The 16,506-nt window shown below is 36.1% G+C and carries 12 protein-coding genes and 1 tRNA gene; 3 read left to right on the top strand and 10 right to left on the bottom strand.

Annotation, left to right across the window (positions count from 1 at the left end):
• Window positions 1-22: 22 nt before the first annotated feature.
• The gene (gene serS / locus ABWU67_RS05985; RefSeq protein ID WP_038198549.1) at window positions 23-1,300 is read right to left on the bottom strand and encodes a serine--tRNA ligase; all 1,278 of its coding nucleotides are present in this window, start codon (window positions 1,298-1,300) and stop codon (window positions 23-25) included.
• 332 nt (window positions 1,301-1,632) lie between these two features.
• Here serS and ABWU67_RS05990 point away from each other — a divergent pair, with 332 nt between their 5' ends.
• From ABWU67_RS05990 to dusB, 3 genes are read left to right on the top strand one after another with little or no spacing between them, the layout of a single operon-like run.
• Window positions 1,633-1,791 carry a hypothetical protein gene (locus ABWU67_RS05990; protein WP_353281930.1) on the top strand — a complete coding sequence of 53 codons (159 nt, stop codon included), beginning with the start codon at window positions 1,633-1,635 and terminating at the stop codon, window positions 1,789-1,791.
• 54 nt (window positions 1,792-1,845) lie between these two features.
• Entirely contained in the window at window positions 1,846-2,568 is a 723-nt protein-coding gene (locus ABWU67_RS05995; RefSeq protein WP_353281932.1) for a Ulp1 family isopeptidase, read from the top strand.
• 25 nt (window positions 2,569-2,593) lie between these two features.
• Window positions 2,594-3,556, top strand: a complete 963-nt coding sequence (dusB, locus tag ABWU67_RS06000; RefSeq protein ID WP_010962313.1) for a tRNA dihydrouridine synthase DusB — start codon at window positions 2,594-2,596, stop codon at window positions 3,554-3,556.
• 6 nt (window positions 3,557-3,562) lie between these two features.
• On the opposite strand, the gene ABWU67_RS06005 is transcribed toward dusB, so the two are convergent.
• The 9 genes from ABWU67_RS06005 to tuf form a co-directional block, all read right to left on the bottom strand.
• Window positions 3,563-12,076, bottom strand: a complete 8,514-nt coding sequence (locus ABWU67_RS06005; protein WP_353281934.1) for a DNA-directed RNA polymerase subunit beta/beta' — start codon at window positions 12,074-12,076, stop codon at window positions 3,563-3,565.
• Between the two features lie 58 nt (window positions 12,077-12,134).
• Entirely contained in the window at window positions 12,135-12,536 is a 402-nt protein-coding gene (rplL, locus tag ABWU67_RS06010) for a 50S ribosomal protein L7/L12 (RefSeq protein ID WP_007551887.1), read from the bottom strand.
• A 26-nt stretch (window positions 12,537-12,562) separates the two neighbouring features.
• Window positions 12,563-13,081, bottom strand: a complete 519-nt coding sequence (gene rplJ / locus ABWU67_RS06015; RefSeq protein ID WP_006279539.1) for a 50S ribosomal protein L10 — start codon at window positions 13,079-13,081, stop codon at window positions 12,563-12,565.
• Window positions 13,082-13,093: 12 nt separating this feature from the next.
• Window positions 13,094-13,747, bottom strand: a complete 654-nt coding sequence (gene rplA / locus ABWU67_RS06020; protein ID WP_065094732.1) for a 50S ribosomal protein L1 — start codon at window positions 13,745-13,747, stop codon at window positions 13,094-13,096.
• A 4-nt stretch (window positions 13,748-13,751) separates the two neighbouring features.
• Window positions 13,752-14,192: a 50S ribosomal protein L11 gene (locus ABWU67_RS06025; RefSeq protein WP_006279541.1), complete on the bottom strand. Its 441-nt coding sequence runs from the start codon at window positions 14,190-14,192 to the stop codon at window positions 13,752-13,754.
• Between the two features lie 2 nt (window positions 14,193-14,194).
• The gene (gene nusG, locus ABWU67_RS06030) at window positions 14,195-15,031 is read right to left on the bottom strand and encodes a transcription termination/antitermination protein NusG (RefSeq protein ID WP_070356705.1); all 837 of its coding nucleotides are present in this window, start codon (window positions 15,029-15,031) and stop codon (window positions 14,195-14,197) included.
• Window positions 15,021-15,221: a preprotein translocase subunit SecE gene (gene secE / locus ABWU67_RS06035; RefSeq protein WP_022626186.1), complete on the bottom strand. Its 201-nt coding sequence runs from the start codon at window positions 15,219-15,221 to the stop codon at window positions 15,021-15,023. Before secE ends, nusG begins: the two co-directional genes overlap by 11 nt.
• Before the next feature lie 19 nt (window positions 15,222-15,240).
• Window positions 15,241-15,313 (bottom strand) — tRNA-Trp (locus tag ABWU67_RS06040).
• Window positions 15,314-15,326: 13 nt separating this feature from the next.
• Window positions 15,327-16,499 (bottom strand): elongation factor Tu, encoded by a 1,173-nt coding sequence (gene tuf / locus ABWU67_RS06045; RefSeq protein ID WP_010962309.1) that lies wholly within the window; start codon window positions 16,497-16,499, stop codon window positions 15,327-15,329.
• Window positions 16,500-16,506 lie beyond the last annotated feature (7 nt).

The following is a 16,506-nucleotide window of genomic DNA, read 5'->3' on the forward strand; positions in this document are numbered from 1 at the left end:
GCTTTTCTATATGTCAAAATTATTATTTGCTTATAACAGTATCATTACTCATGTATTTTTGCAACACGTTTGGTATTGCAATCGACCCGTCAGAATTTTGATAATTCTCCATTATGGCAATAATCGTTCTTCCTATAGCTAAAGCTGAGCCGTTTAAAGTGTGAATATATTTTTTCATCTTTTTATCAGTTTCTGAAGAGTATTTAGCGTTCATCCTTCTTGCTTGAAATGCACCACAATTTGAGCAGCTTGATATTTCTCTATATTTATTTTGCCCAGGTAACCATACCTCTATGTCATAAGTCCTTTGTGCAGCAAAACCCATATCGCCACTGCAAAGCAGCATTACTCTGTATGGCAATTCTAATTTTTTTAATATCTCTTCAGCAACACTCGTCATACGCTCAAGCTCATCATTTGATTGGTCTTCAGTTGTGATGCTTACCAACTCCACTTTACCAAATTGGTGTTGCCTTATCATGCCCCTGGTATCGCGACCTGCACTACCTGCTTCTTTACGAAAGCACTCCGAATATGCAGTAAAGCGAATAGGCAGTTCTTTTTCTTCCATTATTTTGTCAGCAACTAAATTTGTTAAAAACACTTCACTTGTGGGAATCAACCTCAATTCGTCGGTAGTTAAATACGAATCGTCAGAAAATTTCGGTAGCTGACCAACATTATACATAGCTTCGTTTTTCACCAAAGCCGGGTGGTACACCTCAGTATAGCCAAATTCATTAACATGCATTTCAAGCATACAATTTATTAGCGCTCGTCCAAGCTTAGCTAACTGTCCTTTTAATATCGTAAATCTTGATCCGGAAATTCTCGCCGCTTGTTCGAAGTCCATTAAACCTAATTTTTCTCCGAGTTCATAATGAGATTCTGGTACAAAATCAAACTGTCTTTTTCCTCCATATCTTCTCACCTCTAAATTAGAGTTCTCATCTGCGCCTATTGGCACATCTTGCGCAGGAATATTCGGCAAGTTAGATAAAACATTCACTAACTTATCCTTTTCTGCTTGTTCTTTTAAGCTGATTGCCTCTATCTCATTTGTGATGCTTTTTGACAACTCTATTTGCTCTTCACAGGGGCTCTTGCTCATTTTAAGCTTTTTTATTTCCTCTGTGATTTCATTGCGCTGCCTATTCAAATCCTGCAGTTTAGTGGTTAATGATCTTTTCTCGTGATCGATTTCTAATATCTCTTCCGCAGTAGATTCTCTAATTCCCCTGCTTTTCATTGCCTTTTCAAATCCTTCAGGGTTTTTGCGTATATATTCTATATCGTGCATATATTGTGCTATTACTAACATTGTTACTGTACTCCAAAAGCTCTTAATATTCAATATATTCTCATACTACTAAAATTATTATGGTTGATTTTTTTGTTAGAATTTGTTTAAATTTAATTAACTTAGCGTTCATAGGGTGTAGTATGTTGGGCATTACAAAAAATAATCAGAAAGAGAGCACTTACTTTGCTGGTGAGGAATTCGTTATCTACGCTACTTGTGTATGCCTAGCAGCCACATTCGCTGCTGGCTGTTTAGGGGCGGTAATAGGGTCCCCTCTATTGACCTTTCCACTTGCTATGCTCATCTCTAACCCCGTAGTTTGGGTTTTAATGGGAACAATTCTTACAGTAGCATACAAAATGGTTGTTGAACCTTTATTTTACTTAGCGAAGGGTTATATTAATGGAAAAAGAGCAAGTCAAGGTGAGCAAAAAACTCCAGATGAGGATAGTGGTATTTTTCCTGGACCAGATAATGAAGATGGGTAAACTGTTTCAGAGAACAGTAGTCGCAGAAGTTCTATTGCTTCAAAAGATAGTGGTTTGGGTGGTAAAGAGTTTCATGAAAATTTGGACACTCTTGTGCATCAGACAAACAGAGGAAATTATGCTTACTGGTTATGTGATGATGACATTACACATATTGCAAGAGTTGTGTATGGGTACTCACAAAGTGAACATAGTAATAATAATGTCTATTTTCTTGCTCCTAGCTATTCTAATGGTTGGGACGAACTCACAAAAGAATTTCTTCAGAATTATAGAGGTGAATTAAAACAAAATTCTAAATTGATATTTACTTCGGTTCTTCATATTAACAACAATCATTGGGTAACTTTGGTTATTAAACCTGATGCAGGTGATAAAAAATTTAGAGCTTATTACTGTGACTCATTTGGTAATCAATTGCCAGATAATGTGCTAAATATTGTTAAAAGAGAACTGCAAAAAGAGGAATGGGTATTAGACATAAGAATTTCCCCAACTAAGCAGCAAAGTGACGGGTATAACTGTGGAATATTTGCGTTAGAAAATGCTCATAAAATTACACAAATGCTTAACGAAGACAAATCATTTGACGAAATTGACAAAAAGTTATCAGAATATAAATTTGATTTGAATGAGAAAAGAGAAGAATTTACAAGAGCGCTTATGGAAGATGAGAAATGTAAGGAAGATCTAAGAAATCGTAAGCGTCCGCCAAGGACGAAAACATCTCAGTCTTCTATTTCAAGGGAGAATGCAAGTTTGTGTTGCATTATGTAATCAATGAAAAATTACCATTGACCTTATGCCCCTCCAAATAGGAAATTTGACAATTGATTCTCCAGTTATTTTAGCTCCAATGTCTGGAGTGACTGATTATCCGTTTAGAAGTATTGTGAAGAAACTTGGTGCAAGTTTGTTAGTTTCAGAGATGATCGCAAGCAGAGCTATGATTATGCAAACTCGCCAGAGTTTGCAAAAAGCAAAAGTCGATGCATTAACTGCTGTGCAGCTTGCTGGGTGTGAGCCAGATGTTATGGCGGAGGCTGCAAAATTAAACGAGGACATGGGAGCAAAAATTATAGACATAAACTTTGGTTGCCCTGTTAAAAAAGTTGTAAACGGTTATGCAGGATCAGCGCTAATGCGTGATGAGAAAAAAGCCGCTGAGATAATTGAAGCTGTGGTCAAAGCAGTGAATATGCCAGTTACGGTGAAAATGCGCACTGGATGGAACGATGAAAATCGCAATGCCCCGAGACTTGCGAAAATTGCCGAAGACTTAGGAGCAAAAATGATCACTGTGCATGGAAGAACAAGAGCGCAGCTTTATAATGGTCAAGCAGATTGGAAATTCGTTAGAAATGTTAAAGAGCAAGTGAAAATTCCAGTTATAGTAAATGGCGATATTAAAAATTTAAATGATATTCAGAATGCTCTCAAAGAATCTGGAGCAGACGGAGTGATGATAGGTCGTGGTGCCTACGGTAAACCTTGGCTGATTAATCAAGCAATGAACTTTCTCAGTGGAAGTGAAACTTCTGAGCCAACAGCTTCAGAGAGATTAAGCATCATACTCGAGCATTACGACAATATTCTTGAGTACTATGGAAATGACACAGGAATAAAGATGGCCCGCAAACACATAGGTTGGTACAGTAGCGGGCTTCAAGGCTCATCTGAATTTCGTGTGAGAGTAAATAACATGACAGATAGCACAGAAGTGAAAGAAAATATTATTGGCTTTTTTGGTCAAGAGACACACTAGCTGTACTCAATTCGACTGATCGTATGCCACTACGCTCTCTTCCTCACCAGAGTGTAAATGACAACCATTATCCATCAACCATTCCTCGTCATAAGTTTCAATATCAAAATATTTTTCATATTTATCCACATTATCACAAAGTGAAAGTGCTCTGATCTTATTCATAATCAAACCTGTACCAGCAGGAATTAATCTTCCTACTATAACATTTTCTTTTAATCCACTTAAAGGATCACTCTTCCCGCAGAATGCTGCTTCTGTAAGTACTTTTGTTGTCTCTTGGAAAGAGGCAGCAGAAATAAAGGAGCTAGTTTCAAGACTTGCCCTAGTAATCCCCTGCAGAATAGGAAGATAATGAGTAGGCCGTTTGCCAGAGTTACTCATAGCATCATTTTCCCTATCAACTTCCAGCTTGTCAATGCTTTCGCCAACCAAGTACATAGTATCACCAGGATCAGTAATTTCCACTTTTTGTAGCATTTGTTTTAAGATCACCTCTAAATGCTTATTGTCTATACGAACACCCTGCAATCTATAAACTTGCTGTATTTCAGAAATCATATAGTGCGCTAAAGCTTCTAACCCAAGCACACGTAAAATATCATGGAGATCAGGGTCACCATCCATCAATAGATCACCTTTACGTACAAAATCACCTTCATTGACTATTACATGCTTACTTCTTGATACCAAATATTCAACTGGAGAAATTTGTTCATCTACAGGTTTAATTAACATACTGCGTTTTCCTCTACGGTCTTTTTCAGAAAACGCTACATAGCCATCTATCTCACTAACAATAGCATGCTCTTTAGGACGACGTGCTTCAAATAACTCTATAACCCTCGGTAAACCACCAGTAATATCACGAGTTTTAACTGACTCTCTTGGTGTTCTTGTAATAACATCACCTGCATGAACCTTCTGGCCATCTTGTACATTGAGCACTGCACCGATTGGTATAAAATAACATGCTTCAACGCCACTTGCGAGTGTCATTACTTTACCATTATCGTCAAGCAGCACAATACGAGGACGTAAATTAGCTCCACCAGAATGCAATTTCCAGTCTTTTACTACTTTGCTTGATATTCCTGTAGATTCATCCATCACTTCAGTGATCGAAATTCCATCTTTTAAGTCCTGATAAGACACTGTACCAGTCTTCTCCGTGATAATAGGCAATGTATAAGGATCCCATTCCGCAACTTTATCGCCAATTTTTACTGACCCACTCTCATCTACATAAAGCTTAGCGCCGTAAGGTACACTGTGCTTCAACTTCTCACTACCAAGGCTATCAATCAACACGACTTCACAGGAACGGCTTATCACAATTTTATTTCCGTTTCTATCTATAATTATATTACTATTGTTTAACTTTATTTTAGCATTAATAGAAGCTATAATATTCGAGGATTCAACGCCTCTAGTCATTACTCCACCTATATGAAAAGTACGCATCGTTAACTGAGTACCTGGCTCTCCAACAGATTGAGCAGCTATAACACCAACTGCTTCACCTATTGAAACAATTTTACCAGTTGCAAGGTCTCTTCCATAACATAAAGAACATACACCAGGACTTATTTCACAAGTTAAAGGCGATCTAATTTTTACAACATCAAGACCTGCAATGCTGATTTGCTTTACTTTATCCTCATCAATTAATTCCCCTGCTTTTACTAATAATTCTTTTGTCACTGGGTTATATATATCATTTGCAGCTGTTCTACCCAGCACAACACTCTCTAGAGATGCAACTATAGTACTTCCTTCAACTGTAGCTCTCACAACAAGACCATTTTTTGTTTTACAGTCATGCTTTGTAACTATGCAATTTTGAGATACATCAACTAAACGACGAGTTAAGTATCCAGAGTTTGCAGTTTTAAGTGCAGTGTCAGCTAAACCTTTACGCGCACCGTGAGTAGAATTAAAGTATTCAAATACGTTCAATCCTTCACGGAAATTAGAAATTATAGGTGTTTCTATAATCTCACCAGAAGGTTTGGTCATGAGCCCTCGCATTCCTGCTAGCTGTTTCATCTGTGAAGTAGAACCCCTTGCACCAGAGTTAACCATCATATACACTGAGTTGTACTTACTATTTCCATCATATATAGATATTGCTTTTAACATATCATTAGCTATCATATCCGTACACTTAGACCATTCATCTATAACCTTGTTATACCTCTCACTTCTAGTTATTAGCCCATCTTGATATTGCATAGAGAATTTCTTAATTTCACCCCTCGCGTGATCAACATGTGTAGCTTTAGTTTCAGGTATAACCATATCACAACGACCAAAAGAGACACCAGAAAATGTGGCATACTCAAAGCCAAGTACCATTAATTTATCAGAAAATGCCACTGTAGCACTTTGACCACAGTTACGATATACCAAATCAACTATACCAGTTATTTCCTTGACTGTTAATATCTGATTTATTAGATCGAAGCCTAGATTCTCATGCTTAGGAAAAATTTGCCATAATATTAAACGGCCAGGAGTTGTACAAACAGTTTTATAGTGAGTTTCACCGCTGCTATTAATATACTCCATCCTATACTTTATACTAGAATGAATATGTAAAGTACCATCACTCAAGGAATGCTCAACTTCACAAAAAGCACCAAAAGATGGTAAATTATCTTCCTTAGGTTCTTGTAAAGTCAGATAATATATACCAAGTACTATATCTTTACTAGGAACTATAATCGGTCTGCCATTAGAAGGACTTAAAACGTTATTAGTGGACATCATCAACACCCTAGCTTCAAGCTGAGCTTCCAATGAAATTGGCACATGCACTGCCATTTGATCACCATCAAAATCAGCATTAAACGCCGTACAGACAAGCGGATGAAGCTGTATTGCTTTGCCTTCAATAAGGATTGGCTCAAAAGCCTGAATACCAAGTCTATGTAGCGTAGGCGCTCTATTCAACAAAACAGGATGCTCTTTTATTACCTCTTCAAGCATATCCCAAACTTCTGGTTTTTCTGCTCTTATCAACTTACTAGCAAACTTAATAGTTGGAGCCATACCATACATCTTAAGCTTTGAGTAAACAAAAGGTTTGAATAGTTCAAGAGCCATTCTTTTTGGTAATCCACACTGATTTAGTTTCAAAGTTGGACCAACAACTATTACAGAACGTCCAGAGTAGTCTACCCTTTTTCCTAAGAGGTTCTGGCGAAAACGACCCTGTTTTCCTTTTAACATATCACTAATGGACTTTTTATATCCAACAGCACCAGCTTTATTTACCAAAGTATTACGACGACTATTATCAAAAAGAGAATCAACTGCTTCTTGTAACATCCTTTTTTCATTACGAATCATAATCTCAGGAGGATTTAAGCTCAACAATTTCCTCAACCTGTTATTTCTATTAATAATAGTCCTATAATGATGATTCAGATCAGAAACTGCAGGACGACCACTCTCAAGCGATACCAAAGGACGCAAATCAGGTGGTAAAATAGGTATAGTTGTAAGTATCATCCACTCAGGCCTATTTCCAGATTTAATGAAGTTTTCAACAATACGCAATCTCTTTATAATTTTCTTTCTTCTTATCTCAGAAGCAACAGATTCTAATTCTAGTCTTAAATCCTTCCTAATTTCATGTAAATCAAGGCGCGTTAGCAACTCTCTTATAGCTTCAACACCTTGCATAGCTACAAAACTATCGATCCCATAGCTATCTTTAGCTTCATTATAAGCTTTTTCACTAATAATCTCACCTTTTTCAAAAGGCGAAACAAGAGGATCTATTACGATATAATTATCGCTATATAAAATATTCTCAATATCTCTGAGAGACATATCCAATAATGCTCCAATTCTTGAAGGAAGCGATTTCAAAAACCATATATGAGCAACAGGAGATGCAAGCTCTATATGACCCATCCTTTCTCTTCTTACTTTAGAAGATGTAACTTCTACTCCGCATTTTTCGCATATGCGACCTCTGTGTCTTCTTTTTTTGTATTTTCCACATAAACATTCATCGTCATTGACAGGGCCAAAAACCTTAGGGCAAAATAATCCACCTTTCTCAACTTTGAACGTACGATAATTTGCAGTTGAAACATCTTCTATCTCACCACAAGATATACGCTTAATACTTTCAGGGCTAGCAATCGATATGCTAACCTCATTAAAAGGTTGTGCAATGTTAGTGTGAGATATATCTTCAATCACTACATCATTTTGCTTTAAATCTACATTTAAACATAAAGAACGTAGTTCTTTTATCATCACATTAAAGGATTCAGGAATTCCACATTCAAAATTACTGTCACCTTTTATTATCGATTCATAAATCTTAACTCTACCATTAATATCATCAGACTTCACAGTTAACATTTCCTGCAAAGTATAAGCAGCACCATAGGCTTGTAATGCCCAACATTCCATTTCACCAAAACGCTGACCACCAAAATGAGATTTTCCTCCAAGAGGTTGTTGAGTAACCAAACTATAAGGCCCTACTGAACGCGCATGAATTTTACCATCAACCAAGTGGTGCAACTTAAGCATGTACATGTAACCAACTGTAACCTTGCGGTCGAATTTTTCACCACTGCAACCGTCATATAATACAGCTTGTCCAGAGTTATCTAAACCAGCAAGTTCAAATAATTTTGCTATTTGTTCATCTTTTGGACCCTCAAATACAGGTGCAGCAACAGGAACGCCATCACGTAATTTGCGTGCAAATTCAATGAGATTATTATCACTAATATTACGAATATCATTACAGATAGATACGTTACTGCCATAGCTATAAACCTCAATCAGGAAGTTACGTAAATTGCTGTATGAACTTTTACAAGAGTTCAAATAGTTCTCTACTAACTCATTCAACTCGTCATTTAGTGCATTCTTATTAGGTGTATTTAAAACAGAAGCCGTTATTTCATCATCATCAATATTTTCAATTTTTTTATTATCAAGGTATGCTACTGCAAATTGTGTAAAATTATCATCGTTAAGGGACCTAATTCCCTTGCAAAAAGCACTTTTGATCTTATTGATCTCATCGAGAATATTACTTACCTTTTCCCCTAATTTTCTACAAGCCCAACCTACATGCGTTTCCAGTATTTGCCCTACATTCATTCGTGAAGGAACACCAAGAGGGTTAAGAATAATATCAACAGGAGTACCATCTTCAAAATAAGGCATATCTTCCACTGGCACAACTCGAGAAATCACACCTTTATTTCCATGTCTACCAGCCATTTTATCCCCTGGTTGCAGACTATGTTTCACAGCAATGAAAACTTTTACTGACATCGACACACCTTGAGGCAGGTCATAACCTTCATGTAATTTTTCTACTTTTCGCTTAAACTGTGCTATTGCATGTGATACTTTTTCATCAAAATCTTTTTTTAAGCTCTTAACTTGCTCAGAAATGGATTGGTTTTTTAATCCTATACCCCACCATTGCTCACGTTCAATAGAGTCAAATTTTTCTCGATCTTGAGAACCAGAATTAATAAGAAGTTTCTTCAGTTCATCATAGAAATATTCACTAGTAACATTGATTATATAATCTCGCTCTTCCTCAAAGTCATTTATCTCTTTTTGTTTGATGAGTAATGCCCTTTCATTTTCTTCAACCCCCCTGCGTGTAAAGACTTGTACATCAATTACTGTCCCTTCAACATCTGGAGATGTATATAAAGAGGAATCCGCACAATCGAATGACTTTTCACCAAAAATTGTCATTAATAACTTCGTTTCAGGAGGCAATGAAAGAGAAGGTTTAGGTGTAACTTTACCTACCAGAATATAGCCTGGACCAACTCTTGTACCAATTTTCACTATACCACTATCATCCAAGTGATATAGATTTTCTTCATTAACACCAGGTATAGCACGAGTTATTTTTTCTGATCCTAAAGGGGTATCATGTACAACACAGTCAAATTCTTCTATATGAATAGAAGTAAAGAGATCTTTTTTAACAACTTCACTAGAAATAATAATAGAGTCTTCAAAATTATAACCTTGCCAAGACATAAAAGCGACTAGCAAATTTTTACCAAGCGCCAACTCACCACTGTTAATTGCAGGACCATCAGCTATTACATCACCCTTTTTAACATAATCACCTACGCACACTAGCGGTCTTTGATTAATACAAGTATTATGGTTAGAACGCTGAAATTTCCTTAGATGATAAATATCTACGTCCAAGTAGTTAACCCTTTCTTTATCAAAAGCACGTATAACTATAGAGTTACTATCAGAACTATCAACTATGCCATCGCGTTTTGCTAAAACTACAGCACCAGAGCCAGAAGCTACAAAAGACTCCATACCAGTAGCAACCAGAGGAGCGGTAGGCTTCAATAAAGGTACGGCCTGACGTTGCATATTTGAGCCCATTAATGCTCTATTAGCATCATCATTTTCTAAAAATGGAATCAAGGAAGCTGCAACTGATATTACCTGCTTAGGAGATACGTCAATGTAACTAACTTGGTCGCTACTTACCATGACGAAGCTACCAGCATATCTACAGTATAGCATGTCATCAACAAAGCAATTATTTTCATCAAGCTTTACGCTAGTGTCAGCTATATGATGTGAGCCTTCGTCTATAGCAGAAAGATACTCAATTTGATCAGTAACAACCCTATTGACTACTTTTCTATAAGGGCTTTCAATGAAACCATATTTATTAATACGCGCGTATATAGCTAAGCTGTTGATTAACCCTATATTTTGCCCTTCAGGAGTCTCAATAGGGCAAATTCTTCCATAATGAGTTGGATGAACATCACGCACCTCAAATCCTGCCCGTTCTCTTGTTAAACCGCCAGGACCTAACGCGGATAACCTTCTTTTATGTGTTATTTCAGATAACGGATTAGTCTGATCCATAAATTGAGATAATTGAGAAGAATTGAAGAAATCTCTTAAGACATTAGTTAACACTTTTGGATTAATAAAATCAGATGGAGAAACTTTATCTAAACTAGAAGTGGACATATAATCAACTATTGCGCGTTCCAATTTCAACAACCCAGTTCTAAATTGATTTTCTATAAACTCTCCAACTGATCTTACTCTTCTGTTTCCTAAATGATCAATATCATCTACAGATCCTTGACCGTCACGTAACAATACTATTTTTTTCACAATTTCAATAATATCTTCATGCGTTAAAACAGTTAAATCCTCATCATAATTTAATCCAAGGTAAGAGTTAAGCTTCAACCTACCAATGTTAGACAAATCATAATATTCCGGACTGAAGAAAAGATTACGGAAAAACTCTTCTACTATCTCTAAAACAGGAACTTCACCAGGACGCAAAACTCTATATATTTCATATAGTGCATCCTGATAAGACATGTTTTCATCTAAGAAAAGCGTATTTAATATATAAGGTCCAACAAACAAATTATCTATGTTCAACACTGATATTTCATCTACAGATAATAACTCAAGCTTCTTTATGTCTTCCAGCTTTATAGATTCACCAGCAGATAAAATTTTCGTAGAGCTAGCACTATCCATTAAATCTTCTGCGAGGAATAAACCACATATAGAATTAAAAGGAACCAGATACTCTTTCAATTCATTATCATATAGCTTTTTAGCTAGTCTTGAGGTAATACGAACGTTAGCTTTAAGCAGCACATTACCTTCAATATCCATTAAGTCGAAAGGCAGCCTCACTCCTTTAAATTTATCAGGAACAAAAGGCACTTTCCAACCATCTTTATGTTTTACATACTTTATTTTCTCATAAAATCTATCGAGTATATCATTATTTGATAGACCCAACGCCTTTAATAAAACTGAAATTGGCAATTTTCTTTTTCTATCAACACGAAAATACAAATGGTCTTTAACATCAAATTCAATATCAAGCCAAGAACCCCTATAAGGAATAATTCTAGCAGAATAGATCAATTTACCAGAATTGTAAGTTTTTCCCTTATCGCTATCAAAAAATACACCAGGAGACCTATGCATTTGTGAGACGATAACTTTTTCCACACCATTAATGATGAAAGTGCCCTTATCAGTCATCATAGGCAACCCACAAAAGTGGACTTTCTGCTCTTCTATAGATTTTACAACGGTTGCAAGTTTAGAATGATCTCCACTCTCTTTAATCGATTTATATTCATCAAGAGAAATACCATCCTGCATAACAACAAGACGTATAGAAGCAATAACCTGAGCAGAAAAAGTTACGCCACGCTTTATACACTCAGATTCATCATACTTAGGATCATCTACCCTACAACTTATAAACTCAATAGTAGCCCTACGCAAAGGATCATTTATTGGAAAGATTGTATGAAAGATAACTTCAAGTCTTTCATTACCCTTATTCTTAGGAGTAAAAGAATCATATGATTCTTTTTGAACCTTAACCAAATCCAATAAAGAATCTTTTAAATCAATCGACCTAGAATAAGAAACTCTAGGAACAAAAGCACCAGAAGCGTACATATAAGAAGAATCAACCATTAAAATACCCCAAACTAATTAAAAGAGCTATATCAATATAAAATTAATACATTAAATATTATTCAAGCTCCACTTTAGTTGCTCCTGCTTCAATAAGTTTTTGCTTGATTTTTTCTGCTTCGTCTTTAGGAACATTAGCAGTCAAATCTTTAGGTAAAGATTCAACCAACTCTTTTGCTTCTTTTAAACCCAATGTAGAATTAACCTCTCTCACAGCTTTAATAACTCCTATTTTTTTACTCGCATCAATTTCTTTAATCACAACTTTATACTCAGCCTTTTCTTGAGCAGCAGGAGCAGCAGCATTATCACCAATAGGCGCCCCAGCACCAACAGCTCCACCAAGAAAAGAACCAGCAGGCAACCCTATTTTCTCTTCTAAAACTTTTACAAGTTCAGAAGCCTCTAATAGGTTTAAAGATAATATTTTATCAACCAAATCACTTGTTACATTACTCATAATTACCACCTTACTTAACAACAAATTTATTTTTTAGAACTATAATAATCCAAAACTCTCATAAGCCTCATAGAAGATGAATTAATAGACAACGCTAACCGAGCAGGAATATCATAAGATATTAAACGCATAATTTTAACACGCAATTCATCCAGAGAAGGCAACTTAGCCAGTTTATTAACATCTTCCACTGTTAACAATTCATTTAAATGAGCTGCGCAAATCACAGACATTTTTTCTTTGTTAGCATTAGTAAAATCAACTATTAATTTTGCAGCTTCTACTATGCCACTAGAGTATATAATAGCAACAGGACCGGAAAATTTGCCTGATAAATAAGAGAATTTACCAGTCCTTTCCAAAGCCAAGCGCGCTAGAGTGTTTTTAACTACTAATACCCCACCTGCTATAGACTTCAGACTATTCCTCAGAGTTAATGAATCATTAGCATTTATAGATTTAAAATTTACTAATATCAAGAAATCATTATTTACAAATACGTTTATTGTGCTCTGTATAAATTCATCCTTATCTTTACGCTTCACGGTATCACTCCCTTAAATTATATCTTCCACTTTGCCTATCTTATAAGCTTTACCCATAGTTGAATTTAAAAAAACACCCTTAAAGTAAATTCCTTTCGCAGAAATAGGTTTATTATCTTTAATTACTTTAAGAAAGGCTTTTAAATTTTCTAGCAAGTCATCAATATCAAATTTAATATTTCCTAATTTACCATGAATAACACCATTTTTATCTGTTCTAAATTTTACCTGACCAGACTTAATGGTTTTAATAGCTTCTGCAATGTTAGAAGTCACAGTACCAAATTTAGGGTTAGGCATCAGCCCTTTAGCACCCAATACTTTTGCAATAGGAGTGATTTTTGCCATAAAATCAGGAGTAGTAATGCACCAATCAACATCTAACTTTCTACCTTTTTTTATTTCTTCAACTAAATCCTCTCCTCCTGCAATATCAGCACCAGCTTTTTCAGCTTCTAATAAATGTTTATCTTGAGCGAAAACAGCTACTTTAATATTCTTCCCGATACCTTTAGGCAAAACTACTGTACCACGCACCTGCTCTTCAGATTTACGTGAATCTACGCCTAAATTGACCGCAATATCAACTGATTCATTAAATTTTGCTGAAGCAGACTCAACAATCTTCTTCAAACACTGCTTAGGATTATCATTATATGTATTCATTTACCTAACCTTCCACAACTTCTATACCCATAGATTTTGCAGTGCCTACAACCATTTTCACTGCTGAATCTTCATTATCCACTTTCATATCAACCATCTTGCACTTTGCTACTTTAATTATAGCAGACATAGGTAATTTAGCCACTAATTCTTTACCAGGATTACCAGAACTTTTACTTAATTTAGCCTCCTGCTTAAGTAAATAAGCCACAGGCGGACCGCTGACAGTAAAATCATGAGAGCGATCATCCTTTATGGAAATTCGCACTGTTACTAAATCGCCTACTTTATAATTAGCGTTAGCAGCACTAGTAACTTTATTAAAAGCTTCACAAAACTTAGGAACAGGTATACCACGTGGACCAAGTACTGAAGCAATTTTCGGTCCTGGAACTGCTTTCCCAGCTTCCATAAGTAAGTTAATCTTAGCAACTATAACACTCATAATTAATCCTCTATTTTCTCTACTTGAGCCAGATCAAGCTCTATTATTGTCGGCTTACCTAAAATCGATACTTCCACATTAATAATTTTTTTCTCATCGTTTACCATATTTACCTTACCAGTAAAATTTTGAAAAAGACCATCATTAATTTTCACTTTTTCACCTTTTTCATAACCATAACCTAACTTCTTTGTCTCTTGAGCATTATAAAGTGCATTACACATTGAGTGAATCTCATCATCCAAAATCACCTTTGGAATATTACCGTTTTTCAAAAATCCATAAACCTTAAGAGATTTTGGTATATTATTGATAAAATTCAATACTTCATCGCATAAATTCACGTATAAAAAGACATAACCAGGAAAGCATTTCCTTCGTGTAGCAATTTTCTTAGATTTCAGCTCTACTTCACTTAGCTCTTCATATGGAATAAAAACTTCCTTAAAGTAATCATTAACACCCAATCTCATAGAATTTTCCAATATATGTTGGCGCACTTTCTCTTCACAATTGGAAGCAACTCTCAAGATATACCATTTATATCTATTAAATTCTTTACACTTTAAACTTATCTCATCATCTGAAATCATCTCAAAATCACCAGATTCGCCACTGCAGAATCCAGGCGTTTGATTCAAAATATTTTTGCTTTCATCACACAGATGCATATATACATACACTTCACATAATTCTTTTATATCAGACTTTGAATTACATACCGTTTGATAAGGAATAAACACTTCCTTAAAATAAACAGCATTACTTACCAATTCGCGTATGTTTTGCTCATATCCATAATCAACTTTAATGATATACCATTTATATTCACATTCCATAAATAATTCCAAATAAAGCCTTAATTACGTAAAGAGACATAAAATCCACAAAACAGAAGAAAATCGAAAAGCATAATATAACAATCATTACAACAAATAGAGATGACAACACCTCCTGTTTCTTTACCCAAGCAATTCTTCGTATTTCTTGCTTTATATCACAGAAAAAACCACACAAACTTTTTAACATTTCCACCACAACATTAATGCAGGAGCGATAGGAATTGAACCTACAACCTCTGGTTTTGGAGACCAGCGCTCTACCAATTGAGCTACACTCCTATAACTCAAACTCTCACTCCAAAATTTCAGAAACAACACCAGAACCAACAGTTCTACCGCCTTCTCTTATCGCAAAACGCAATCCCTTATCCATTGCTATCGGTACTTGCAATTCTACTTCTACACTCACATTATCTCCTGGCATTACCATCTCCTTCCCATCTAGCAATTTTATGCTCCCAGTTACATCCGTTGTCCTTAAATAAAACTGTGGCTGGTAATTCGCAAAAAATGGTGTATGCCTTCCTCCTTCCTCTTTCTTTAATATATAAACCTCCGCCTTAAACTTTCTATGCGGTGTTATCGTCCCCGGTTTCGCTAATACTTGCCCTCTCTCCACTTCTTCTCTTTTTGTTCCTCTTAACAATATTCCTACATTGAGTCCTGCACTTCCCTTATCCAGCAACTTCTTAAACATCTCAACACCTGTGCATATCGTCTTTTGCGTCGCTTTCAGACCTATTATCTCTATCTCTTCTCCCGTCTTTATCTCTCCCTTCTCTATTCTTCCTGTTACCACTGTTCCTCGCCCCGATATCGAAAATACATCTTCGATTGGCAATAAAAATGGTAAATCCACAGGCCTTGGTGGAACCGCTACATATTCATCTAACTTTTCCATCAATTTATCTATTGATTTCTTTCCATATTCGCTGCTGTCATCCTCCAGCGCCTTGAGCGCTGAACCAACCACCACAGGCACTTCATCCCCTGGAAATCCGTATTTACTCAGTAATTCCCTCACTTCCATTTCTACTAAATCTATCATATCAGCATCAGCAACATCAGCTTTATTTATATACACCACGATATATCCAACACCTACCTGCTTCGCCAGCAATATATGCTCTCTCGTTTGTGGCATTGGCCCATCAACCCCCGACACTACCAATATCGCCGCATCCATCTGTGCTGCACCTACTATCATGTTCTTTACGTAGTCAGCGTGTCCAGGACAATCAACGTGTGCATAATGCCTTTTTTCCGTCTGATACTCAACATGCGCTGTTGCTATCGTTATCCCCCTCTTCCTTTCTTCTGGCGCTTTATCTATCTGATCGTACGCTACAAAATTTCCATAATGCTTCGTTATCGCCGCTGTTAACGTCGTCTTCCCATGATCCACATGTCCTATTGTTCCCACATTTACATGCGGCTTTCCAAATGCTTCCACTACTGCTGTCATAATTATT

Source organism: Wolbachia endosymbiont (group A) of Aleiodes leptofemur, assembly GCF_964028465.1.
Classification (GTDB): Bacteria; Pseudomonadota; Alphaproteobacteria; order Rickettsiales; family Anaplasmataceae; genus Wolbachia; species Wolbachia pipientis.

What these genes read in the sequence shown, in the direction of transcription:
- serS (WP_038198549.1), bottom strand. Translation starts at nt 1,300, where the DNA reads ATGCACGATATAGAATATATACGCAAAAACCCTGAAGGATTTGAAAAG.
- ABWU67_RS05990 (WP_353281930.1), top strand. Translation starts at nt 1,633, where the DNA reads ATGGGAACAATTCTTACAGTAGCATACAAAATGGTTGTTGAACCTTTA.
- dusB (WP_010962313.1), top strand. Translation starts at nt 2,594, where the DNA reads ATGCCCCTCCAAATAGGAAATTTGACAATTGATTCTCCAGTTATTTTA.
- ABWU67_RS06005 (WP_353281934.1), bottom strand. Translation starts at nt 12,076, where the DNA reads ATGGTTGATTCTTCTTATATGTACGCTTCTGGTGCTTTTGTTCCTAGA.
- rplL (WP_007551887.1), bottom strand. Translation starts at nt 12,536, where the DNA reads ATGAGTAATGTAACAAGTGATTTGGTTGATAAAATATTATCTTTAAAC.
- rplA (WP_065094732.1), bottom strand. Translation starts at nt 13,747, where the DNA reads ATGAATACATATAATGATAATCCTAAGCAGTGTTTGAAGAAGATTGTT.
- ABWU67_RS06025 (WP_006279541.1), bottom strand. Translation starts at nt 14,192, where the DNA reads ATGAGTGTTATAGTTGCTAAGATTAACTTACTTATGGAAGCTGGGAAA.
- nusG (WP_070356705.1), bottom strand. Translation starts at nt 15,031, where the DNA reads ATGGAATGTGAATATAAATGGTATATCATTAAAGTTGATTATGGATAT.
- secE (WP_022626186.1), bottom strand. Translation starts at nt 15,221, where the DNA reads ATGTTAAAAAGTTTGTGTGGTTTTTTCTGTGATATAAAGCAAGAAATA.
- tuf (WP_010962309.1), bottom strand. Translation starts at nt 16,499, where the DNA reads ATGACAGCAGTAGTGGAAGCATTTGGAAAGCCGCATGTAAATGTGGGA.